The 22,680-nt window shown below is 56.9% G+C and carries 18 protein-coding genes; 6 read left to right on the top strand and 12 right to left on the bottom strand.

All coding sequences use genetic code 11. The features are described 5' to 3' along the window. The first annotated feature begins 153 nt into the window (after window positions 1–153). The gene (locus JQC75_RS02335; protein ID WP_203325901.1) at window positions 154–651 is read left to right on the top strand and encodes a GNAT family N-acetyltransferase; all 498 of its coding nucleotides are present in this window, start codon (window positions 154–156) and stop codon (window positions 649–651) included. 81 nt (window positions 652–732) lie between these two features. Here the strand turns inward: JQC75_RS02335 and JQC75_RS02330 are convergent, their stop codons facing one another. Further along, the gene (locus JQC75_RS02330; RefSeq protein ID WP_203325900.1) at window positions 733–1,440 is read right to left on the bottom strand and encodes an SIMPL domain-containing protein; all 708 of its coding nucleotides are present in this window, start codon (window positions 1,438–1,440) and stop codon (window positions 733–735) included. 241 nt (window positions 1,441–1,681) lie between these two features. On the opposite strand from JQC75_RS02330, the gene rimO reads away from it, so the two are divergent. Then, window positions 1,682–3,106, top strand: a complete 1,425-nt coding sequence (gene rimO / locus JQC75_RS02325; protein WP_203325899.1) for a 30S ribosomal protein S12 methylthiotransferase RimO — start codon at window positions 1,682–1,684, stop codon at window positions 3,104–3,106. An 11-nt stretch (window positions 3,107–3,117) separates the two neighbouring features. On the opposite strand, the gene JQC75_RS02320 is transcribed toward rimO, so the two are convergent. Beyond that, entirely contained in the window at window positions 3,118–3,339 is a 222-nt protein-coding gene (locus JQC75_RS02320) for a ribosome alternative rescue factor ArfA (RefSeq protein ID WP_203325898.1), read from the bottom strand. A gap of 170 nt (window positions 3,340–3,509) precedes the next feature. Between JQC75_RS02320 and JQC75_RS02315 the strand changes: the two genes are divergently transcribed. Then, a complete protein-coding gene (locus tag JQC75_RS02315; RefSeq protein WP_239002067.1) occupies window positions 3,510–4,484 on the top strand; it encodes a substrate-binding periplasmic protein in 975 nt (324 codons plus the stop codon). Window positions 4,485–4,596: 112 nt separating this feature from the next. Here the strand turns inward: JQC75_RS02315 and pmbA are convergent, their stop codons facing one another. Beyond that, on the bottom strand, window positions 4,597–5,940 hold the full coding sequence (gene pmbA / locus JQC75_RS02310; protein WP_203325897.1) for a metalloprotease PmbA: 1,344 nt from the start codon (window positions 5,938–5,940) through the stop codon (window positions 4,597–4,599). Window positions 5,941–6,106: 166 nt separating this feature from the next. Between pmbA and yjgA the strand changes: the two genes are divergently transcribed. Beyond that, window positions 6,107–6,655, top strand: a complete 549-nt coding sequence (gene yjgA / locus JQC75_RS02305; RefSeq protein WP_203325896.1) for a ribosome biogenesis factor YjgA — start codon at window positions 6,107–6,109, stop codon at window positions 6,653–6,655. Window positions 6,656–6,706: 51 nt separating this feature from the next. Here the strand turns inward: yjgA and JQC75_RS02300 are convergent, their stop codons facing one another. From JQC75_RS02300 to JQC75_RS02285, 4 genes are read right to left on the bottom strand one after another with little or no spacing between them, the layout of a single operon-like run. After that, window positions 6,707–7,867 carry an ABC transporter permease gene (locus JQC75_RS02300; RefSeq protein WP_203325895.1) on the bottom strand — a complete coding sequence of 387 codons (1,161 nt, stop codon included), beginning with the start codon at window positions 7,865–7,867 and terminating at the stop codon, window positions 6,707–6,709. Next, a complete protein-coding gene (locus JQC75_RS02295; RefSeq protein WP_203325894.1) occupies window positions 7,864–8,991 on the bottom strand; it encodes an ABC transporter permease in 1,128 nt (375 codons plus the stop codon). Before JQC75_RS02295 ends, JQC75_RS02300 begins: the two co-directional genes overlap by 4 nt. A 3-nt stretch (window positions 8,992–8,994) precedes the next feature. Beyond that, complete coding sequence (locus JQC75_RS02290; protein ID WP_203325893.1) at window positions 8,995–9,963, bottom strand: HlyD family secretion protein; 969 nt, start codon at window positions 9,961–9,963, stop codon at window positions 8,995–8,997. After that, complete coding sequence (locus JQC75_RS02285; RefSeq protein WP_203327096.1) at window positions 9,960–11,324, bottom strand: TolC family protein; 1,365 nt, start codon at window positions 11,322–11,324, stop codon at window positions 9,960–9,962. The genes JQC75_RS02290 and JQC75_RS02285 overlap by 4 nt, the downstream gene beginning before the upstream one ends. A gap of 743 nt (window positions 11,325–12,067) precedes the next feature. On the opposite strand from JQC75_RS02285, the gene JQC75_RS02280 reads away from it, so the two are divergent. After that, complete coding sequence (locus tag JQC75_RS02280; RefSeq protein WP_203325892.1) at window positions 12,068–12,658, top strand: TetR/AcrR family transcriptional regulator; 591 nt, start codon at window positions 12,068–12,070, stop codon at window positions 12,656–12,658. Between the two features lie 109 nt (window positions 12,659–12,767). After that, window positions 12,768–13,802: an NADP-dependent oxidoreductase gene (locus tag JQC75_RS02275; RefSeq protein WP_203325891.1), complete on the top strand. Its 1,035-nt coding sequence runs from the start codon at window positions 12,768–12,770 to the stop codon at window positions 13,800–13,802. Between the two features lie 150 nt (window positions 13,803–13,952). On the opposite strand, the gene JQC75_RS02270 is transcribed toward JQC75_RS02275, so the two are convergent. The 5 genes from JQC75_RS02270 to rng form a co-directional block, all read right to left on the bottom strand. Then, a complete protein-coding gene (locus JQC75_RS02270; RefSeq protein WP_203325890.1) occupies window positions 13,953–14,126 on the bottom strand; it encodes a hypothetical protein in 174 nt (57 codons plus the stop codon). 304 nt (window positions 14,127–14,430) lie between these two features. Further along, entirely contained in the window at window positions 14,431–15,879 is a 1,449-nt protein-coding gene (tldD, locus tag JQC75_RS02265; RefSeq protein ID WP_203325889.1) for a metalloprotease TldD, read from the bottom strand. 33 nt (window positions 15,880–15,912) lie between these two features. Beyond that, window positions 15,913–16,755, bottom strand: a complete 843-nt coding sequence (locus JQC75_RS02260) for a carbon-nitrogen hydrolase family protein (protein ID WP_203325888.1) — start codon at window positions 16,753–16,755, stop codon at window positions 15,913–15,915. Then, complete coding sequence (locus tag JQC75_RS02255) at window positions 16,679–21,193, bottom strand: YhdP family protein (protein ID WP_203325887.1); 4,515 nt, start codon at window positions 21,191–21,193, stop codon at window positions 16,679–16,681. Before JQC75_RS02255 ends, JQC75_RS02260 begins: the two co-directional genes overlap by 77 nt. After that, complete coding sequence (gene rng / locus JQC75_RS02250) at window positions 21,193–22,659, bottom strand: ribonuclease G (protein ID WP_203327095.1); 1,467 nt, start codon at window positions 22,657–22,659, stop codon at window positions 21,193–21,195. Before rng ends, JQC75_RS02255 begins: the two co-directional genes overlap by 1 nt. Window positions 22,660–22,680: the final 21 nt, after the last annotated feature.

The raw sequence follows: 22,680 nt of genomic DNA, 5'->3' as shown, positions 1-22,680 counted from the left end.
TTAATCAAATGATCCAGCATTGTTAAACACAATGATAAGACCAGTGCTCCCAACATCAGGGCAGTCATCAGCACAACAGCAACCCGGCGAGACGCTGGCAAGGGCGCTGCACCCTTGGCATACTGGTCGTCTTCTTACTGACTCCTTACCACTATGTACATAGCTTCCTGCCAATTCGAACGACATGGCGCCATCATTCAGCACATCTTTAACCACGCCATCGCCAACACCACAGCGCTCTATGAATATGAGCCCAGGGATATGGCGAGAATTGCTGCCTGGTTTGCACAAAAGGAAGGTTTATACCCTGTGCTGGGTGCCTTTGATGAGAAGGGTGACTTGATGGGCTTTGCCAGCTATGGACCATTCCGGGGCTTTCCGGCAAACCTCTACTCGGTGGAGCACTCTGTGTATGTTCACCCGGATCACAGGGGAAAAGGGGTCGCCCTGCAGCTGATGGAGGCGCTTATTCAAGCGGCGAAGGATGCCGGATTGCACATGATGGTGGGCGGCATAGATGCCAGCAACAATGCCAGCATAGCATTGCACCGCAAGCTCGGTTTTGAACATGCCGGCACCTTGAAAGAAGTGGGCTACAAGTTTGATCGCTGGCTGGATCTGGCCTTTTATCAGCTGAAGCTCAGCAAATAATCCTCTGCTTCAAAAAATAAAGAGAGCCTGTATCGGCTCTCTTTGTTGTTCGCCAGCCAGTCAGGCCAAACGAAATTCAGTTCAGTCTTTCAGTCGATAGGTCACTTCGACTCTGTCCGACAGGGTAATGTCGCCGGACTCATAGCTTTGCCCTACCCCATTGTCGGCCTCCATCATGGCCGCTTTATACATCACAGGGCGAATCGGCCCCTGATCGTAATAGCGTATATGCCACACGCCCTGAATTTTGGCGCCAAAACCTTTGGCCAGCGACTCGGCCTTGGACTTGGCGTCGGCAATGGCAAGCTCCCGAACCCTTTCGCGGGCCGCCCTGTCGTCACTGAGCTCAAAGCTGATATTGCCCACCCGGTTAATGCCTTCGGTCAGCGCCGAGTCCACTATCTCGTTCACTCGGGACACATCTGTGATGCGCACAGTAACCCGGCGATTTGCGCCATAACCTACAAGCTGAGGCTCGGCATCCTTGTGGTACTTGTACTCGGGGTTGATGATGAGATTGGCACTCTCAATCTGCTCGCGCTTCACACCGGCGGCCTCCAAACGCTTGATAAAACCGGCCACGGCCTTGTCAGAAGCCCCCTTCACATAACGGGGATCCTTACCTTTTGACACCACTTCCACCGAGATAACGGCGGTGTCGGGCGCCACTTTCAGCTCGGCGACTCCGGTGGTATCCAGCGTGGGGAACTCGTTTGCCTGAGCAAATGAAGTCAGGGCAGACACGGCAAACAGGGCGCTCACACCGAGGGCTGTCAGAGTTTTTTTCATGGGATTCTCCTTGGTTTTCAAATCTGTCTGACGTTACAAACGGCATAAAATTCAAAAGGGGTTAAATTTTTCAAAAAAATTTTCCGCCAACTTGCTGAACAAAATTTCACCACACACCCTGTACCTTTCGGGCACTTGCGGTATAATCGCGCGCACTTTTTTACTGCCCACCGCCAATGCAGCGTTAAAGCCGGGCCTGCGCAGTAAATCAAACCCGTCACGCAATTTCGGAACGCGCACTTTGAACAAGACAGTCGAAACTTTTGATCCCAAGCAGACTACCACGCTCGAGACCCCAGCCAAGACACTGGCGGCAGAAGCCAAGGCCAGCGATGGCACCATTCAGGGCAACCGCATCGGCTTTGTCAGCCTGGGTTGCCCCAAGAATCTGGTGGACTCAGAGCGTATTCTGACCCAGCTGCGTATCGACGGTTACGAAGTAACCAACAGCTATGACAATGCCGATCTGGTGATTGTAAACACCTGTGGCTTTATCGATGCCGCCGTGGAAGAGTCGCTGGACGCCGTGCGTGAAGCCCTGGAAGAAAATGGCAAGGTGATTGTGACCGGCTGTTTGGGTGCCAAAGAAAACCAAATTCGCGAAGTGCATCCGGACGTGCTGGAAATTACCGGCCCCCACAGTTATGAGGCTGTGCTGAATCACGTACACAAGTATGTGCCAAAGCCAGAGCACAATCCTTTCACCTCGCTGATCCCTCAGACAGGTGTAAAGCTGACACCCAAGCACTACGCCTACCTGAAGATTTCTGAAGGCTGTGACAACCGCTGCACCTTCTGCATCATCCCTGCCCTGCGTGGCGATCTGGACAGCCGCGGCGTAGGCAGTGTGCTCGACGAAGCCAAGCGTCTGGTTGAAAGCGGCGTGCAGGAAATTCTGGTGGTGAGCCAGGACACGTCCGCCTACGGCAAAGACAAAGATGGCCGCACCGACTTCTGGAACGGTATGCCGGTCAAGCAGGACATCACCAGTCTGGCACGCCAGCTGGGCAAGATGGGCGCATGGGTGCGCCTGCACTACGTTTACCCTTACCCCTGGGTCGACGACTTGATCCCGCTGATGGCCGAAGGTCTCATTCTGCCTTACCTGGACCTGCCACTGCAGCACGCCAGCCCACGCGTCCTCAAGATGATGAAGCGCCCCGGCCGTGTTGATCGCCAGCTGGATGCCATCAAAAAATGGCGTGAGATCTGTCCTGACCTGGTGATCCGCTCCACCTTTATCGTTGGCTTCCCCGGTGAGACCGAAGAAGACTTCGAAATGCTGCTGGACTTCCTGCGTGAAGCACGCCTCGATCGCGTTGGCTGTTTCAAGTATTCCGAGGTGGATGGCGCCGTGGCCAATACCCTGGCCGAGCTTATCAGCGAAGAAGTGAAGGAAGACAGATACGAGCGCTTTATGGCGGTACAGGCCGAGATCAGCGCCGAGCGTCTGGCCCGTCTGGTTGGCCGTGAGCTGGATATTCTGATTGACGATGTGGACGAAGAAGGTGCCATCGGCCGCTCTTACGCCGATGCCCCTGAAATCGATGGCATGGTGTTTATCAACGGCGAAACTGAACTGACTCCCGGTGATATGGTGCGTGCCCGCATCGTTGCCTCAGATGAGCACGATCTCTGGGCCGAATTAGTGGCACTGGAAGACTGAGATTCGGCGTATTAAAAAACGGGCCTTGTGCCCGTTTTTTGTTTGTGCCGCGATAAATCAAAAGGGGCATCGCCCTTGTGCTGATGCCCCTTCTGGTTGCGTGCCTTACGTTGATAAGACCCTTTGCCTTTTTTCGGTTTTTCGACCTTCGATCTGAACAGATCTGAGGTCACCAGTGCCTTAATGGCATTGTCGCGGATGTCGCCGCGGCCGTGATCGTGATGATTGCTCACCTTGGTGCTCCTTTGGTTAAAAACCGGCCAAGCATAAGACCAATGTCCGCCGGGATCCAGATCAAATTTACGTGAATAAGGAAGAAGTTCTGTTTTACCCCACAGTTTTTTTGTGTAACTTTTAAGCAGGCACGAAGCTAAAGGGCAGAACAATCAAGGAGATGTATTAAGTGAGGCCGTCTATACTGTCGCCGTTACTGCTACTCTTGCTCGTGAGTGTGCCCGGTATCGGGTGCGAGCTGACCATGGGTTACCGCACCAGTGAACGCCTGCCCTATATTCACGCCGAGCCCTCAGACAATGGGCTTTTTGTGACCCTCTTTGACGAGGCTGCCAAGCGTATCGGCTGCCGCTTAACCGTTATCCGCGCCCCCAAACAACGCATCATCCGCGAATTGGAACAGGGCAATATCGATTTCTATCCCAGCCTGAGCTTTACCCCGGCGCGGGCAAAACGCGCCTGGTTTTTTCCAAACGGCCTGCCCGAGCGTTACACCGGGATAAGCCGTGAAAAAGCACCGGATATCAAACAGCTCAATGAGCTTGTCACCCATAACATGGTGCTTTTGATGGCACCCGGCAGCTATGACCTGGGCGGTCTGCCCAAGGGACTCGCTCAGCGCCGCCCACAGGACATGGATATTCCCAAGGCCTTCGCCATGCTCAGAGCCAATAAGGGCGACTTCTTTATCTATGATGAGTTTACCCTGGAGTACTACCTCCATCAGGATGGCGGCAATGGGTTGAAGCGGCATCCCGGCTGCTGTGAAAAACCCCGCACAATGTTCTTTGGTTTTTCCCGTAAAAGCCCACATTTTCAAGAGATAGCCAACCCCGATTTTATAGCGGACAAGCCGGTATCCGCGGCCAATCAGCCCGTTAAACCGGCACCGGACAGCGTTGCCGCGCGGCTGGTACAGGCGCTCACGGAGATGATGCACGATGGCACCATAACGGCCTACCGGGAGGCCGAGTTACACCCGGAATTGCAGACTCCTGTTGTGTTCACGCCGGAAAGCCTGTCAACAGACATTCCGTCTACAGTGGTCCCAGCCACAAAAGCTCTCGCCACCAAAACACCTGCCCCAGAAGCCTCGGCAGCCGCTGCAGAAGCGGCGTCCAAACAAGACCAGCCGAAGCCTTAGCCTGTCTTCTTATCGATTGATGACACCAGCGGGTTCTGGCTGATATCAGGTACAAAAAAGCCCCATCGATGCGGGGCTTTTTATGGCTGGTTATCTAACGCCATTGGGCTTGTCAGTTACCTGCAACCTTCATGCTATCGAGCAAAATACCACCGGTGCGAATGGAAGAGCGCAGGTCTCTGTCCTGACTCACCGCCTGAATGCTGCGATACATGTCTTTGAGATTACCGGCGATGGTGATTTCTTCCACCGGGAACTGAATTTCACCGTTCTCCACATAGAAACCGGCGGCGCCGCGGGAATAGTCACCCGTCACCATGTTCACGCCCTGCCCCATGACTTCGGTCACGATAAGCCCCTTGTCCATCTGACGCACCAGGGCATCGAAATCCACTCCGGAGTCATTCAGGGTCCAGTTGTAGATACCACCGGCATGGCCTGTATTGGTCATGCCCAATTTACGGGCAGAATACGAGGTCAGCAGGTAGGTGGCGAGCAGCCCATCCTTAATGATATCTCTGTTTACAGTCGCCACCCCTTCACTGTCGTAGGGGGCGCTGGCAAGACCCGCCAGCAAATGCGGTTCTTCACGGATATTCAGCCACTCGGGGAACACCTGGGTGTTCAGCGCATCCAACAGGAAGCTTGATTTGCGGTACAGGCTGGAGCCACTGATGGCGCTGATAAGATGACCAATGAGCCCCGTGGCCACGTCATGGGCAAAGAGCACCGGCATGGTACCTGTGGCAATTTTGCGGCCACCGAGGCGGCTTAATGTCTTGGCAGCAGCCTTTTGCCCCACCAGCTCGGGAGACAGCAGCTCGGCATACTTGCGGGAAATGCTGTAATCGTAGTCCCGCTGCATATTGCCGTCGTCTTCTTCGCCTATCACCACGCAGCTTAGGGAGTAACGGGAAGAGCAGTAGCCATTGAGGAAACCATGGCTGTTGCCGTACACCTTGATGCCGGTATGGGCGTTGGCGCTGGCCCCATCAGAATTTTTAATGCGCGGATCGGCGTCGAGGGCAGCAGCCTCGGCGCGAATGGCGAGTTCGGTGAGCTCTTCCGGAGTCAGGCTTTCGGGATGATAGAGATCGAGATCTGCCACGGTTTTGGCCATTAAACTGGCCTCTGCCAATCCATTACAGGGGTCGGCAGAGGTATAGCGGGCAATATCATCGGCGGCCTTTACCGCCTGACGGATTGCCTCGGGGCTTAAATCAGAGGTGGACGAACTGCCTTTGCAGCCATCCCGGAATACCGTGATCCCCAGTGCACCGTCTTTATTGAATTCAACGGTTTCCACTTCCTTGAGCCGGGTAGAAACCGACAATCCCTGTTGCTTGCTGATGGCCACTTCGGCGGCGCCTGTTCCCAGGGTTTTGGCGTAGTCCAGCGCCATGGCCACGGCATCCTTGAGGGCGTTCAATTCCAATTCAATTTTGTTAGATGACACTGTCTTGCTCTTGTTCACTGCCTGATGGGGCTAAGCATAACAAAGCCCTGTGGCAAATCACATCCACAAATGTGCTCCCTTTGCAGACAAAATCTGCGCCCGAGGCAGCAGTTTCCCCTGCTTAATGGTAATATTGCCGGATTGCGTGTAGAGAGGTTTTTAGCGAATGAACGTCGTTGGCGATCCAGAGAATTTCAAACAGCCCTATGATGATGACGAAAACTATGTCAGTAAGTCATCTATCAAGCGGGAATCCCATGCTGCCCAGGACCTGGGTAAGCGTCTGCTTGGTCTGAGCAAGAGCCAGTTGGAAAAGCTGGATCTGGAAGAAGACTTGCTGGATGCCCTGGCTGCAGCCAAAAAAATTAAACCCAACAGTGAGGCCCTGCGCCGTCAGATCCAGTTTATTGGCAAACTGATGCGTAACCTGGACACCGAGGCCATAGTCGCTTCGCTGGACAAACTGGCCAACAAAAACAACAACCAGGCTGCCCGTCAGCATGTGCTTGAAAAAATCCGCGATCGTTTGCTTGCCGAAGGCGACAGCGAGATCCAGGCCCTGGTAGAGGAACATCCCGCATTTGACCGCCAGAAGCTGCGTCAGATGGTGCGTGCGACCGCCAAGGAAGTGAGCAAGGATGCAGAAAAAGGTCTGGAGTCCAAGGCGGCTAAAGAGCTGCTCAAGTACCTTAGGGACAATACCCCCGAGTCTTGATCACTGCCACGCCTCCAGATAGATTAACGCCCCGCAATGCGGGGCGTTTTTTTATGCCTGTTTGGGGGTAATCGGGCTATTCACTTCCCGCCGTCTGACCACCAGGCCCCACCACGCCAGCGCCAGATACACCAGTGCCAACACCCAAAGCATTAACCATTCAGAGAAGACGGCGTCGAATCCCGCCCCCAGCTGATTGAGTTTGAGCATACCAAAGATGGCAGGCACCGCCGGAATGGCCTGGGCTGCCATCACCAGAGGCTCAGGAATGAGGGAAAGCGGCCACACAAAACCACTGACAAACAGAATCGGCATGGAGGCAAGCAGCATCACCTGAGTGGGCATGTCGCGGCGAATGAACAGGCAACTCGTCGCCACCCCGGCCGCCGCCGTAGCCACATAAAAAGGCACGATAAAGGCTGCGATATCCCCAAGCCCCGCCTGCACACTGACCCCATACCAGTGATAGCACCAGCCAAGGTAAAAAGCGCCAAGGGCGGCATAGATAAGGCCGAAGGCCGCAATGCGTCCCATTAAGAGTTCAAGGGCCGACACCTGCTGCCAATAGCCGGATTTACGCCATTGCCCAGCCCCCAAAATACCGGTGCCAATCAGCAACGTCTGATGCAAAATCAGCAGGAACAGGCCGGGCACCACATAGGGGGTGTAACCCAAACCCGGGTTATAGGCAGGCACCGCATTCAGGTGCATGGGTGCCAGACTGAGGCTGGCACCGGCAAAAGACTCGCCCCGGCTTAACATGCCAAGCAGCTGTACCGACTTTGCGGCATCCATACCGGCGGTCACCAGCCCCTCCACCAGCGCCGAATACACCAAAAAGTAACTGGCGTCGCCGCCATAGCTAAGGGTTGCCCCCTTGCCCAGCAGGAGATCGCGTTTAAAGCCCGCAGGGATAACCAACAAGCCATGGAAGTCGCCGCTGGCAATATAGTGCTGTGCCTCGGTCACACTGCCTGCCCCCCGTGCCACCCGGATTTTCGGGCTGGCATCGGCATGGCGAATAAGCTCCCGGCTCAGACTGGTGTTATCCAGGTCAACCACCACCAGCGCCTGCTCGGTGGGCACCTGGTTCAAATAGGGCAAGGGGTAAAGCAAGGCATAAAACAACACCCCGCCAAACAGGGTCACGGCAATGGCCTTGTCGGCGACTATGGCTTTGAGCTCCTCAAGGATAAGCCGCAGCAGGGTCATGACTGCACCTCCTTAAGCCCCTGGCGTGCCAACAGCCCAATCGGCAACAGAAGCAGTAGAAACGGCATAAAAGACAAACTCTTGCTCAGCAGTTCCATGCCGCTTACGCCATAACTCACCAGGGCGATATGGGAGTCGATATAGTGGCTCGATGGCATCAGCAGCCGCCAGTACTGCGCCGCTGCCGGCATATCGTGTACCGGAAAGGTCACCCCCATAAAGGCAAAGGCCGGGGCAAACAGCGCGGTGCAGAAACTCACCACACGGGCAGACTCCTGCATCAACAAAAATATCACCGCCACTATCAAAAATACCGCCAGCAACAGGGCCAGCATGGCGGGGATGAGCCACAGCGGCGAGGCCGCCACCGGCAGTTTCAAATAGCCAAACAGCAGGCCATGGATGAAGAGCCCCTGCAGCATCAAAAGCGGTGCATAGCAGAGTAACTTGGCGCCCAGCACTGGCAGCAAGCCAATGGCTTCTTGCCGCGCCGGGGATTCCAACTCGCGGTTGAGGGCGTTGGCAAACACCAACATGGCCGTGAGTTGCCACAGGGCAATCAGCACCGGCGGCACCAAAAAGCCCACATAGTTATTGTTACGGTTAAAGAGCGCCGTGGTTTGGGTGGCGATGGGGGCGATATTGATGTGCGCCTGATGGGGATTGGCGCCCTGTGCCAGCTGCTTGCTGTAGGCCAGCGGCTTCATGGCGTCGGCAATGGCTTGCTGCAAATTGGCGGCAAGCAGCTTGCCCACCAATAAAAACTGACCGTTGTAACGCACGTCCACAGTTGGCTGAGCGGCAGTTTTCAATTCGCGGGAAAATCCATGGGGCACCACCACCAGAGCATAGACCTCGGCGCGGTTCATGGCGTCCTGGGCCTGTGGCAAAGACGCAAAAGATATGGGACTGACGACAGGGCTTGCGGCCATATGGCGGCCCAGCTCACGGCTCAGGCTGCTGTTATCCAGATCCACCATAGCCACCGGCAATTGCCTCGGCAAAGCGGCACTGAATAGCCACCAGAGTGCCAGCATGGCAAGAATGGGCAGATAGCTGACCAGCGCCAGTTGCCAGGGGTTTTGCCACAGCGCGCCAAGCTCACGGCGCAGCAGGGTTTTCATGACCTATTCCCAGATGGCAGACATGCCAACCCGCAGCCCTTCGATGGGGTGCTGGGGCACCAGCTCCACCTTAAAGGTACGCAGGTCAAAGTCATGGCCACTCTCGGTGGAGCGCCAGGTGGCAAAGTCACCCATTACCGCAATGTGGCTCACCTTGAACTCGGCGCGGGTATCCAGCGCCGGGATATAGAGCTGTTTCAGCTCGCCTTTTTTCACATCCTTGAGCATGTCTTCCCGCAGTTGGAACACGGCCCAGGCGTCGTTCATGTCCACCAGACTCACCACAGGGAAGCCGGACGGTGCCAATTCGCCGGATTGCAGCAACACCTCCGACACCTCACCGCCCCGGGGCGCCCGCATCTGGCTGTCGGCCAGAATGGCACTCACTTCTTTTACCGCGCCCTCGGCCATGCGGGCATTGCCGGCGGCCGCCGCCTTGGTTTCTTCCCGGGCACCTTCTTCGGTCATCTGGTACACCGCCAGTGCCGCCTGCTCTGTGTATCTGGCCGCCTGCCACTGGGTATAGGCTTCGTCGCGTTTTTGCCTTGGGACCACGCCTTCCTTAAAGAGGTTATCCACCCGGTCGAAAGTGGTTTTGGCAAGTTCCAGCCCGGCTTTCGCCTTGAGCCACTGTTCTTTCTGGGCGGCAATCTGCTGCTTGCGGGCACCTGTGTCGGCTTCAAGCTGCATGGCAAGGGCGGCATCACGGCCCCCTTCTGCCTGCATCAGCTTGGCATTAAGCTCTGGGCTGTCAATCACATAGAGCAAATCCCCTGCGGCAACGGTATCGCCGGTGCGTACCATCACCTGCTCGATGCGGCCGGGCACCTTGGAAGAGACATGGTATTCACGGGCTTCAATCTGGCCCTGCAAGGGCGCCTTGGTAGGTGTGTGGGCCAGCATCAGCCCCCAGCCGAGGGCAATCACCAGCGCTACCAGTGCAGACGTTGCCAGCAAACGGTTGACTGTCATTGTTGTTCTCCCATGGTGGCAGACACTCGCTGGGCCTGACCGATAAATTCATCCAACTGGCCCGAGATGGCCATCAGGCGCGCATAGGCCTGCACATAACGATACTTGGCACCCAGCTGCTGGGTATCCACGGCGGTGAGCTTAAGCTCAGCGTCCACCCGCTCGATGGAGGTGGACATGCCCTGATTAAAGGCAAGCTCGCGAAGCCGCAGGTTTTCCATCGCCAGCGCCCGCGAGCTGTCGAGGGCACGATATTCTTCTTCGGCCTGCTCAAGCTGTCGAAAGCTTTGCTCCAGCAACAGACTCAAGTCTTCCCGGGTTTGCGCCTTGGTGTGACGGGCCTGCAGGAGTGCGCTGTGGGCGGCTTCGACCTTGCCACTGCGGCCATCGCGGGAGAGCAGTGGCATCTTAAAGCCTACCCCCAGCATCCAGTCCGGCTCCATTTTCGAGAACAAGCTGTCGTCCTCGTACAGGGTGTAGTTGCCGTAGAGGAATACCGTGGGCTTGTAGGCGCCGCGCTCAACCTCAATCAGGCCATTTGCCTGGGTTTCCTTGGCATCCAATAACTTAAGCGCCGGATGCGACTTTTGGGTCAGCTCGGCAAGTCGCGGCAGCGAAGGTTCGCTTGGCGCAATAAAAAGCCCTGATGAGGGGGTGTCGGCTTTTTTCAGCAGGCTTTTCAGGGCGATATTGGTCATCTCGTACTGGCGGCGACTGCTGGATGCCTGCACCCTGGCGTTGTCCAGTGCCACTTCGGCGTTGAGGCGCTCAACTTTGGCGATTTGCCCCTGGGCCTCGAGCTTGCGGGCATGGTCGACGTGCTTCTCAAGGGATGCTACCAACTTGTCCTGGGTACGGGCCAGCTCTGCCGCCACCATCACCCCGTAGTACCTGTCCACCAGGGTGGTAAACAGCTCACGACGGGTCAACTCACGCTGCTGCTCTTCTTCGGCAAGCAGGGCCTCGTGTATGCCCTGGGCCGCACTGATTCGCCCACCCGTATAGATGGGCCACATGGCAGACAGGCTGGCACGGAAAACATCCTGCTCGGTGAAAGGGGTTATAAAGAGTTCGCCAGGAATGCTGCCAAGGGCCGCCCCCAGTGCTGGCGGCAGACTCGCGGGATCGAGTGACGCCAAGGGATTGAGATCCCGAAGGTCCAGCTCCAGCGGTTTTTCGAGGCGGGTATAGCTGCCATTGAGCGACAGCTCCGGCAGGCTCATGTCTTCACCGGCATCACGCTCGGCGCGGGCCCGGTCGACCTTGGCACTGGAGGCCGCCAGCTTATCGCTTACCTGTTGCAACTGCTGCCAGGCCTCATCGAAACTCTGGGCTTGGGCACCTGTGGCTGTCAAAGACATGCCGGCGCAAGACGCCAGCACGGCCGCAAACAAAGCCGATTTAACGACGCGGCCCTTTTGCGCACCGGGGGCACGCTTTGCCAGCTGATGGGACGAACACACCATTTTTGACAGATAAACCAGTGTGGTGATAGGTTTCATTGACACCTCTAGAGCATTAACTCTAATTCCAGTGGTGGATGATAGCATTCCATTCTCTGACTCACCAACGGGCACTTGAGCACCGTGACATCTGCATCACGTTTGCCATCTCAGATCAGCATCCGTGCTTTGACGCCCAATACCCTGCGACGCAATGACTCAGTCGCGAGGCGGAATACGCCGCCAATCAGCCCTGGTAAGTCCCCGGATCCTAATCTTTTTTGGTGAATTTTTAAACCTTGGTGTATGACTCCATGCTGGAACCAATACCAGTGATGACAAATGCTTGCATCAGTATAGCTCCGCAAAAACTAACTGATAGCGAACTGGCGATTGCTTAAGGAAGCATTTAACCCACAACCTTCTGTCGCTTGCAGAGCGACTAATCTGCAAAGCCGCAATCAACTTTCAGTCACGGCAGGCTGATGAACGCAGCACAGCACAGCTCGGGGTGCACAAGCAAAGCAAGCACCACTTGCCCAAGCAGACCACCCAACCGACTCCCAAAGAACCAACTGAAAAGTACACTTTCAACGTGACCGTACGATCATCAGGCACAAAAAAACTAGACGACTGGTCTAATTGTCGATATTATCGCCGCCATGAACACCAAAACCCAAGACACCCGACAACACATACTCGACATTGGCTACCAACTGGTTGTCAACAAAGGCTTTGCCGGTGTGGGCCTGTCGGAACTGCTGAAAAACGCCGAGGTGCCCAAGGGCTCTTTCTATCACTACTTCAAGTCCAAGGAGCAGTTTGGCGAAGCCCTGATCCAGGCCTACTTCAGCGACTACTTAAGCCAGCTGAACCAGCTGCTTGAAGATGCCCCGGGTAATCACTTTGACAAGCTGATGCACTACTGGCAGCGCTGGAGCGAGCAGAACAGCTGTCAGGGTCAGGCCGGAAAATGCCTGGTGGTAAAGCTTGCCGGTGAGGTGTCGGACCTGTCGGAACCCATGCGTTTGGCACTCCTTTATGGCACCAATCGCATCATAGGGCGAATTGCCGATTGCATCGAACAGGGGCGAGTGGCGGGCGAGCTTAACATCGGCGACAGCCACCAAATTGCCGAGCAGCTTTATAACCTGTGGATCGGCGCCAGCTTGCTGAACAAGATACGTTTGGACGATGCCAGCCTGCAGCAGGCGCTGCTGACCACCAGACAGGTGTTGCAGCCCACGGCCTGAGCCGGCAGTCAAACACAGGAATAGCCCCAAATCCAAGCCGCTATTTCGATAGCGGATTTTTTGAAACGAACACTAGACGACTGGTCTAATTTAAACAGAGGACAGAGTTATGACTGATTCCATTAACCGCCGCATCGTGTTGGCCTCACGCCCCGTAGGCGCCCCCACCAGCGACAACTTCCGCCTGGAAACCCTGGCCAAACCCGAACCCAAGCAGGGTGAAGTGCTGCTGCGCACCATCTACCTGTCACTCGACCCCTATATGCGCGGCCGTATGAGCGATGCCAAGTCGTACGCCGAGCCCGTTGCCCTGGGCGAAGTGATGATTGGCGGCACCGTCTGCCAGGTAGAAGTGTCCAACCATCCTGACTTTGCCGTGGGTGAGTGGGTACTCGCCTACAACGTTGGCTGGCAAAGCTATGCCGTGTCCGGCGCCGAAGGCCTGCTTAAGCTGGGGGCCAATCCAAGCCACCCTTCTTACGCCCTCGGTGTAATGGGCATGCCGGGCTTTACCGCCTACATGGGCCTGCTCGACATTGGCGCGCCCAAAGCCGGTGAAACCATAGTGGTGGCCGCTGCCACTGGGCCTGTTGGCGCTACCGTGGGCCAGATTGGCAAGCTCAAGGGCGCGCGGGTAGTGGGTATTGCCGGCGGCGCCGACAAGTGTCGCCATGCCGTTGAAGTACTTGGCTTTGATGCCTGTATCGACCACAAGTCAGCCGACTTTGCCGCCGAGCTGGCCGCCGCCTGCCCCGATGGCATCGACGTGTACTTCGAAAACGTCGGCGGCGCCGTGTTCGATACCGTAATCCCCCTTTTGAACACCAGCGCCCGCATTCCGGTGTGCGGCCTGATTTCCCAGTATAACGCCACCGAGCTGCCCGCCGGACCAGACAGACTGTCGCTGCTGATGGGGCTGATTTTAACCAAGCGCATCAAGGTGCAGGGCTTTATCATTTTTGATGATTATGGTCACCGCTACGGAGAGTTTGAGCAGGATATGAGCCAGTGGCTGGCCGAGGGTAAAATCCAGTACCGCGAGCAAATTGAGCAGGGTCTGGAAAACGCCCCCGAGCAACTGATTGGCCTCCTGGAGGGCAAAAACTTTGGCAAGCTGGTTATCCAGGTAAATCAGCCTCTCTAAATGCTTGCCTGACTCGAGAGCTCAGCCCCAAGACCGCAGCGAAGGAGTCCAGCGACAAGCTTTAAGAGCTGAGTATTCAGGAACAATCATCGATGAAAAAGCCTGTCCAATGGACAGGCTTTTTTATATATGGCTGATGCCCGCATTCGTTCAGGGGCGATAGGCCTGCACTGGGCTTTGAGCTTCCGGCATCTCACTCAGGGCCACCTGCCCTGCATCCACAGGCTCGCCCTTGGCTGTCTCACCGCTATTTGCCTTGGCATCCGGTTTATTTGCCGGTTTACTCTGCTCAGCCTGTCCGCCACATGCACCACAACAACTCATTTTGATGTCCTCGCTTTGGTTTTCCTGGCCCGGATTTCCTGCAAGCTCAGGTTTCTCCGATTGGAGATGCGAGCCAACCTTAGAGCAGTTTTCCCCTGAGGTAATTGACCTGGGTCAGTTACCGGGATCCGAGAATGAGCATGCGAGTGCCAAAATGATGCCCTGAAGTCACATGGTGCGCACAGCATATCTGCCGCGAGACTGATTGACAGGATGCGGCCAATAAAAAAGGCGATCCCCAGATCGCCTTTAGAAATCAGTACCGCCCTGCTAAATCAATATAGCCTGAACGAGTGGCAAGGCCTCAGGCGGTGCCACCCACGGTCAGGCGGTCGAGACGCAGTGTCGGCTGGCCCACACCCACGGGCACGCTCTGGCCGTCTTTGCCGCACACACCCACGCCCTTGTCGAGCTCGAGATCGCTACCCACCATGGAAATTTGGCTCATGGCCTCGGGGCCGTTGCCAATCAGGGTCGCCCCCTTGATGGCACGGGTAATTTCGCCCTTTTCAATCAGGTAGGCTTCGGAGGCCGAGAACACGAATTTGCCCGAGGTGATGTCCACCTGTCCGCCGCCGAAGTTGGGTGCGTAAATGCCCTTTTCCACCGACTTGATGATATCGGCGGGGTTGTCCTGACCGGCTGTCATGTAGGTGTTGGTCATGCGTGGCATGGGCAGATGGGCGTAGGACTCTCGGCGACCGTTCCCTGTGGGCGCGACGCCCATCAGGCGGGCGTTCAGCTTGTCCTGCATGTAGCCTTTCAGGATACCGTTTTCAATGAGCACGGTACGGTGGCTTGGCACACCTTCATCATCTATGGTGAGAGAGCCTCGGCGGCCGGGCAGGGTGCCATCGTCCACCACGGTCACCAGCTTGGATGCCACCTGCTGACCCACCTTGCCACTGAAGGCACTGGAGCCTTTGCGGTTAAAGTCGCCTTCCAGACCATGACCCACAGCTTCGTGCAGCAGCACACCCGGCCAACCCGGGCCGAGCACCACAGACATTTCACCTGCGGGAGCATCCACGGCGGTGAGATTCACCTGGGCCTGACGCACGGCTTCACGGGCGAAGGCAAAGCACACCGGCATGCCGCTGTCGTCATTGGCAAAGAGCGGGGCAAAATCGTGGCGACCACCGCCACCGGCGCCGCCGCGCTCGCGCTTGCCGTTTTCTTCCATAATGACCGAGCAGTTGAAGCGCACCAGCGGACGAATATCGGCGGCAAGGGTGCCATCACTTGCCGCCACCAGAATTTCTTCATGCACGGCAGAGAGACTCACCACCACCTGAATGATGCGGGAATCGAGGCTGCGGATATAGGCATCTGCCTGACGCAGCATGGCGATTTTGGTGGCTTCTTCCATGGCCGCTATAGGGTCGGCACTGTCGTACAGGGTGTTGGCACCCTGGCGCTTCCAGGCTTTAACCTGATAATCGCTGCCCACCTGCGCTATGCCGCGTGCCGCCAGCGCTGCCGCTTCGAGGGCGGCCGGGGTGATTTCGTCGGCATAGGCGAATCCGGTTTTCTCGCCACTGATGGCGCGCACGCCCACACCACGCTCGATATGGAAGGAGCCTTCCTTGATGATGCCATCTTCCAATACCCAGGTTTCGTGCCTGCTACCCTGAAAATAGAGATCAGAAAAGTCCACCTTATGGCTGTGGATGAGTTTAAGGTACTCAGCCAGGTTATCCAGGCTCAGGTTGTTGGCGAGCAGGCTCTGTTCAACTTGGGTTAAAAACGGCATCTGGTTTCTCTTTTCCCTAATAAAATTCTGTAGTTATTTACCGGCTTTCGCAGGCAGCAGCTCGGGGGCCTTAAAACGGTCATGGCTGGCCACCGGCATGGCGGTACGTACCCTGGCCAGTTCATCCCTGTCGAGCCTCGCCTGCACCCAACCTGTGCCTTGGGCAAGCTCGGCCACAGTGCGCCCCCAGGGGTCAATTATCATGCTCTGGCCCCAGGTTTCACGGCTGCCGGTGTTGTGGGCGCCCCACTGGGCGGCGCCAAGCACAAAGCACTGGCTCTCGATGGCACGTGCCTTGAGCAGTATTTCCCAGTGCGCTTCACCTGTCACCCTGGTAAAGGCCGCAGGCAGTGCGATTATCTCGGCGCCCGCCAGTCTCAATGCGCGGAACATGTCGGGGAAGCGCACATCGTAGCAAATAGCGAGACCCAGTTTACCGAAGGGGGTGTCTACCACCACCAGATTATCACCGGGGCAGAAGGTGTCGCTCTCGCGATAGGTTTTGGTGCCATCGGCCACATCCACATCGAACAGATGGATTTTTTCGTAGTGCCCCAGCACAGTGCCTGCGTCATCAAATACATAGCATCGGCTATAAACCCGACCATCGCCACTGCGGGCGGGAACGGTGCCCGCCACCAGATACACCCCAAAGTGGGCCGCCAATGCCGCCAGTGCCTGTTTCAGCGGCTCATCTTCACCGGACCAGGCGAGCTGCTCACTCTCATGGCCGCCAAACAGCAAGCAGCACTCGGGCAGCACCACCAATTGGGGCTCGCCGGCCACTCTTGGCAGTCGCTCAAGCTGCGATTCGATAAAGGCCAGATTGGCCTGAACATCCCGACTGCTTTGGCATTGCAGCAAACTGACCTGCATGCTTTTCTCCACTGCGTAGGTATTGGCTAAATTGTAACGGCTTGGACGCGCCGGACAACTGCAACGAGGGTTCTGGCTCGGCGGTTACAGGCACGGCCGAGGTTTGAGTCTCTTTCTCTTCGCTCTGCTCTGGTACCGGCTTTGGCTCGGGCTCGGGCTCAGGCTTTTGCTCCGGCGCTGGCTCAGGTGAGGATTCGGAGGTTGCCTGTTCAGGCACTGCCTGCTCTGGCCCGGCTTGCTCCACAGGCGCAGCACTGTCAGCTGAAGACGGTGTTGCAGCACCTTCTTTTGGTCTTGGCAGTACCGACTCGGGAATTTCGATTTCCTTGCTCTTACGCTCCAACTCTTCGAGCACAGGGTCCGTCATGGTGCCTGAGAGGCGGAAACGAATCTCCGAAATAACTTCAATCACGGGCTCCAATACCTTGGTGAGGGCAAAGGCACCAAGCCCCATGGTCCAGGCACTGGTGCTTAGCAGCACCACGGTTGGCACACTGGACGCCAGCTGGGGCACAAAGCGAATGTCGTAATTCAGGCTCTGGGTGGTCAGGTCGGTAAAACCGCGTACCTTCATGTTGCCTGCGATGGCATCCATCTCGGTGTCACGGGTTTTAACCACACCATTGTCCAGCTCCAGTGTTCCGGCAAAGCTGTTGTAGAACATGCCCTTGCCAAATACGTCCGTGAAGTCCAAAGACAACTTACGTAGCAGCGAGTTAAGGCTGAAAAGGGAGAAGATACGCGCGCCCTTGTCACTGATCTCGGTCAGGCTGCCTTTCCCGAGCGCAAACTTAACCCCACCGCTGAGAGTGCCAAGATCAAACTCGTGGGGGGCTCCCAGCCAGTATAGCTCGGCGCTGATATCCAGAGGCGAATCCTTGATACCCGGGGTAATGCCCAGCTGCTGTGCCAAAGCATCAAACTTATCTGCCTTAAGGCTGAACTCCATGCGGGTTTGATTGACGTCCATCAACCAGTCGCCCTGCCCCTTCAGGGTCGCAGCGCCGGATGAGAGCGACAGGGTCTGAAAATTGTAGCGACCAGATTCCGGCTGCCCCTGCAGCACCAGGTGCCCCAGGGCCCTGTCGTAGAGACGAAAGTCATCCACATCCACCGCGATGGGTGGCAAGTTACTGCTGAGCTGCTCATCCCCGAGGGCATTGGCTTCGGCCTCGGCAAACTCGGGCGATAAATACAACTTGCTGGCCCTGAGTTTAATGCCGCCGCTGTGCCAATCGGGGAAAAGGTCGATATCGCCGCTGAACTCATTGGCGTCGGTACTGATGCGCCAGAGGCCGTCTTCCGGTCTGGCAAAAATCCGTGCATTGGCCAGAGGTTGGCCAAAGAGAGTCAGCTCGCCAATGTCGGCATAAATGCCCCGGAGCCTTGGAAAGAAGCCCTCGGCCTGCACATCGGCATCGAGGGGTGATCTTGAGTCTGACGCCGGGCCTTGATTAGCGGGAGTGGTAGCTGGCACCGCCTCTGTGCCTGAGTCCACAAATCCGATGATGATTGGCAGCCAGTCATTAAAGCTCGCCTCGCGCAGTGTAACATCGAGGCGACCGCCGGCAGCAGAACGGGCACTCTGTGCAAGGGCGGTCACTGGCGATTCTGAGGCTGACTGTGCGGCATCGGGCTCCGTGTCCTGTGTCGCCTTCCCGGCCGGAGTGGCCTCAGCAGCCGTCTGAATCAGGTTGGCGTTTGCCGCGGTGATGGTGCCGTCGCCCGCGCCTTCTGAAGCACTTGTGTTTTCAGGAGCCGTGGAGTTTTCAGAATCGCGGGCTTTTTCGGACACGCCGACGCTTTCGGGAGCGCCGAGGCTATCGGCCAGTGTCAGCAGGAAGCTATCCATGGTACCGCTCGATGGCAGAATATGGCCGGAAAAATGCCCCTTGTTGTCCAGATACACATCCAGCGTCAGGCCGTCACCGTTCCCCTGCAGGTCCAGTTTCAGCGGCATGGGCACGCCAGCGCTTTTGGCAAAGGGTGGCGGCAATGTAAGCTCGGCGTTGCGCAGGCTCGATTCGGCCTGGGCCTTTATATCAAAACCACCGTTCCTGGGCAGAGTCAGCCCCAGGGTGCCCTGCCATGCCAGAACGCCGGCATAAAAATCACTGAGGGGGTTGTCCAGTGACGACGGCAGGGAGGCAAGATCCCAGCCGCTCTTGAGTTTGGTATCGACCCTGTAACCATTGGCGCCATCTGCGCCAAACACATCCAGACTCAATGGCTGACCGAAAAGACGAGCGCTGAGGCCCTCGGCCTCAATCCTGTCATTGGCAAACCTGAGCTCACCCCTGAGCCGGTTGAGCTGCACGCCCGGGGTGTCGATGTAAACGGGGGTATCATCAAAGAGCACCAGCCCCTGAATATCAGCCTTACCGCCTGCATAGAGAGGAATGACAAGGTCCAGATCCCCTTTCACCGCGCCCTGCACCTTAACCACATCCAACACGGCGCCCACCGAATGCTTCAGCGGGGATGCCTTCAGCACGGCGGTAGCATCAGGTCCCGAGGTGGCAAGCGCCGCCTCCACATGCAGTACGGTTTTATCGCTCATTTCGGGAATATACACATGGGCCCCGGCGGCATCGACAGCCTTGAGCTTGCCTTCATCCACCCAGATATCCATGCGCAGGTTTTCAAACAGAGCACGCAACGACAAATCCGTCACGGCTGGCCAGTCGGGCTGGAAGGCGTAACTGGCCTGGTCCATCACAAAGCCCGCCTGAAAAATGCCGCTGTTGTCCCGATAGGGGAAATCCTGAAGGGCACCATTCCACACCACGGCTGCATCCCGGGTGCGGCCAGTGATAATCGCCCCTTCCAGATAGTCGGCCAGGTCGTTGCCCATGGCGGCGCGGGGAAAATAGTAACCGGCACGGGCAGCGTCACGCACCTCAACACCGGCGCTGAGCGCCAGATGAGCCGGTTGGCTGAACACCATTTTCATGGCGGCATCCACTGCCAAATCAGGATTCTCAAGCTGCACCGAGGGGGCAAGCAGCGCGTTTTCGGTCACATCAAACCCAAGCTCCATCCCCGGGGTATGAAATGCCAGCGGCGCTTTAAAGGCCTCGGAGCCAAAGCCGGCTTCGAGCGTTTGGGCCGGCAGTGAAGCGCGCAGCAGTTCACCATCAAAAAACAACCGGGCATCGAGTTGCTTAAGCCCGGGAATCGACCCCGTCTGCTGCCATCCGAGCCCGCTTACCCGGGCACTGACAGCCAGTGGGTGTGCTACATCTTGCCGTGAAGTGTAGTGCAGGCGCATGTCCTGCAATTGCCCTTGGGGGGCCATGGCAAGCATCGTTTTCAAGCCATCGCTGGTGAGACCCGGAACGAGTGGGAACAGGGGAGACAAGGCCGCCAGATCCAAGGCGTCCAACTTCGCCCGCAATTGGGCGCCATCGTAACTAGCCTCTATGCTGGCCTCGGGCCAGGGCTTATCGTTGCTCACGAGTGCCAGCTTGTCGCTGCCAAACAACCAGCCACGACCATGGCGCTGCAACACCAGGCTGCCACCGTCGATGGCAAATACCTGCTGCTGCTCAGGGCCTGGCCACTGCAGGAAAGAAGGGGCAAATTGCACCTGTGCCGACATCAAACTGAGGTTGGCCACATCGGCCCAGGCTTCGAAATTAACCACACCGCTCAAGGGTAAGGGTTCGGCTTCGTTGAACGGGTTGGGCTGACGGGCTGCCCACTCACCCAAGTCCAGCGCCCGTGCTGCCAGATACAGCTGCCCATGAATGCTTTCGGGCTTTGCACCGTCCCATTTTAAATCGATTTGCAGCGACAAACGCTCGGATACCGATGCGATGTCGTCCAGGTACACATAACCTTCTGCCCTGTGGCGGCCATCGAGATTCAACCAGCGCAAATCCCCCACATAAATGGGCCGAAAATCATGATGTTTGCTCTTGAGCTGCACTGTTGCGTCGGTCAGGGCGAATTGCTGTAACTGTTCCAGCAGCAAAGGCGACAGCCAATCTATTACTCTGGTGCTGTCTTTGCTGGCCGGGGCGGTTTCAGCGGCGCCCTCATTGCCCATGGCATCCAGATCCAATGCAATCTGAACCCCTTCAAAGGCCACATGCTCCACCGTGGCTTCACGGCTCAGCAGGGTTTGCCAAAAATCCAGTTTGATGTCGGTGCGCTTGATAATCAGGGTGAGCGGCAGCCCTTCCTGGGGAGGCAATATCAGGTTTTCAACGGTCAGCGAAGGCCCAAAGGCCTGCCACTCGGCCGCCAGACGGCTGACCTTGACTTCGATGCGGTAGTTTTCCCACAGGTAGTCTGTGACCTTGTCACGGGCTTGTTCCAGTTGCGGCAGCAGGCTGCGGATGAGACTGACCCCCAGTGCAAACAGCACCAGTAAGGTTGCCAGCGTTAATCCACAAATCCGGCCCAGAGCGGCCGGACGCCAGAATGCTGCCACTAGACCATTACCACATCGTACTTGTTCTGGGCATACAGGGGTTCCATTTGCACCCGGATCCGTTTGCCAATGTAGACTTCCAACTCGGCCACATGGTGGTGCTCGTCGCCGCTCAGGCAAGTGTGCACCGCCGGTGCGCAGTACACCAAAAATTCATCGGCATCATAGGCCTTATTGAGGCGAATGATTTCCCTGAAAATTTCGTAGGTGACGGTTTCCACCGTTTTCATATAACCGCTGCCCTTACAGGCGGGGCACTCGCCGCAGAGCACATGTTCGAGACTCTCACGGGTACGCTTGCGGGTCATTTCCACCAGTCCCAGTCCGGAGAATCCACTGACATTGGTTTTTACCCTGTCGTGGGCCAGGGCCGACGTCAGGCTCGACAGCACGCGCTGACGGTGGTCTTCGCTGAGCATATCGATAAAGTCGATGATAATGATGCCGCCGAGGTTACGCAGCCGCAGCTGCCGGGCAATGGCCTGGGTTGCCTCGAGGTTGGTGTTGAAGATGGTTTCTTCGAGATTACGATGACCAACAAAGGCACCTGTGTTGATGTCCACAGTGGTCATGGCCTCGGTCTGGTCGATAATCAGGTAGCCACCGGACTTGAGTTCCACCTTGCGCCCCAGGGCTCGCTGGATTTCATTTTCCACATCGTAGAGATCGAATATGGGCACGCTGCCGCTGTAGAGCTCAATTTTTTCTTCAAACTCCGGCATAAATTCCTGCGCGAAATGTTTGAGCTCTTCGAAGGTGCTGCGGGAGTCCACCTGAATACGGTCCAGATCCGTGCCGACAAAGTCGCGCACGATACGCACCGGCAAGGCGAGATCCTGATACAGCAGTGAGCTGCCTTTACGCTTGCGCCGCTCTGTCACCTTGGCCCAGACCCGCCGCAGGAAAGCAGCATCCTGTGCCAGCTCTTCGGCACCGGCACCTTCGGCCGCGGTGCGGATGATAAAGCCGCCGTCCTCGTCAACAAAGGGCAGCGTGGCGTCTTTCAGGCGGGTTCGTTCATCTTCAGATTCAATACGCTGGGACACGCCCACATGGGCAGAGCCGGGCATGAATACCAGATAACGGGAAGGCAGCGTGATGTCTGTGGTCAGGCGCGCACCCTTGGTGCCGAGGGGGTCTTTCACCACCTGCACCATGATATCCTGGCCCTGACGCACCAGCTCGGCAATGTCACGCACCACAAAGTTGCCCTTTTCCACATCGGCCACGCATTCGGTGTGGGGCATGATGTCGGAGGCATGTAAAAACGCGGCCTTATCCAGGCCTATGTCCACAAAGGCCGCTTGCATCCCCGGGAGGACCCGGCTGATTTTGCCCTTGTAGATGTTGCCCACCAGACCGCGCTTCATCCGGCGCTCGATATGAACTTCCTGTAACACCCCGTGTTCCACCAGCGCGACCCTGGCCTCATTGGGGGTGACGTTAATCAAAAGCTCAGAGCCAATCTTGCGCGGATTTTTCTGACT

It is taken from the genome of Shewanella litorisediminis, assembly GCF_016834455.1.
Taxonomy (GTDB): domain Bacteria; phylum Pseudomonadota; class Gammaproteobacteria; order Enterobacterales; family Shewanellaceae; genus Shewanella; species Shewanella litorisediminis.
This window is presented reverse-complemented; position numbering and strand designations above follow the sequence as displayed.

What these genes read in the sequence shown, in the direction of transcription:
- JQC75_RS02335 (WP_203325901.1), top strand. Translation starts at nt 154, where the DNA reads ATGTACATAGCTTCCTGCCAATTCGAACGACATGGCGCCATCATTCAG.
- JQC75_RS02330 (WP_203325900.1), bottom strand. Translation starts at nt 1,440, where the DNA reads ATGAAAAAAACTCTGACAGCCCTCGGTGTGAGCGCCCTGTTTGCCGTG.
- yjgA (WP_203325896.1), top strand. Translation starts at nt 6,107, where the DNA reads ATGAACGTCGTTGGCGATCCAGAGAATTTCAAACAGCCCTATGATGAT.
- JQC75_RS02300 (WP_203325895.1), bottom strand. Translation starts at nt 7,867, where the DNA reads ATGACCCTGCTGCGGCTTATCCTTGAGGAGCTCAAAGCCATAGTCGCC.
- JQC75_RS02295 (WP_203325894.1), bottom strand. Translation starts at nt 8,991, where the DNA reads ATGAAAACCCTGCTGCGCCGTGAGCTTGGCGCGCTGTGGCAAAACCCC.
- JQC75_RS02290 (WP_203325893.1), bottom strand. Translation starts at nt 9,963, where the DNA reads ATGACAGTCAACCGTTTGCTGGCAACGTCTGCACTGGTAGCGCTGGTG.
- JQC75_RS02285 (WP_203327096.1), bottom strand. Translation starts at nt 11,324, where the DNA reads ATGTCTTTGACAGCCACAGGTGCCCAAGCCCAGAGTTTCGATGAGGCC.
- JQC75_RS02280 (WP_203325892.1), top strand. Translation starts at nt 12,068, where the DNA reads ATGAACACCAAAACCCAAGACACCCGACAACACATACTCGACATTGGC.
- JQC75_RS02275 (WP_203325891.1), top strand. Translation starts at nt 12,768, where the DNA reads ATGACTGATTCCATTAACCGCCGCATCGTGTTGGCCTCACGCCCCGTA.
- JQC75_RS02270 (WP_203325890.1), bottom strand. Translation starts at nt 14,126, where the DNA reads ATGAGTTGTTGTGGTGCATGTGGCGGACAGGCTGAGCAGAGTAAACCG.
- tldD (WP_203325889.1), bottom strand. Translation starts at nt 15,879, where the DNA reads ATGCCGTTTTTAACCCAAGTTGAACAGAGCCTGCTCGCCAACAACCTG.
- JQC75_RS02260 (WP_203325888.1), bottom strand. Translation starts at nt 16,755, where the DNA reads ATGCAGGTCAGTTTGCTGCAATGCCAAAGCAGTCGGGATGTTCAGGCC.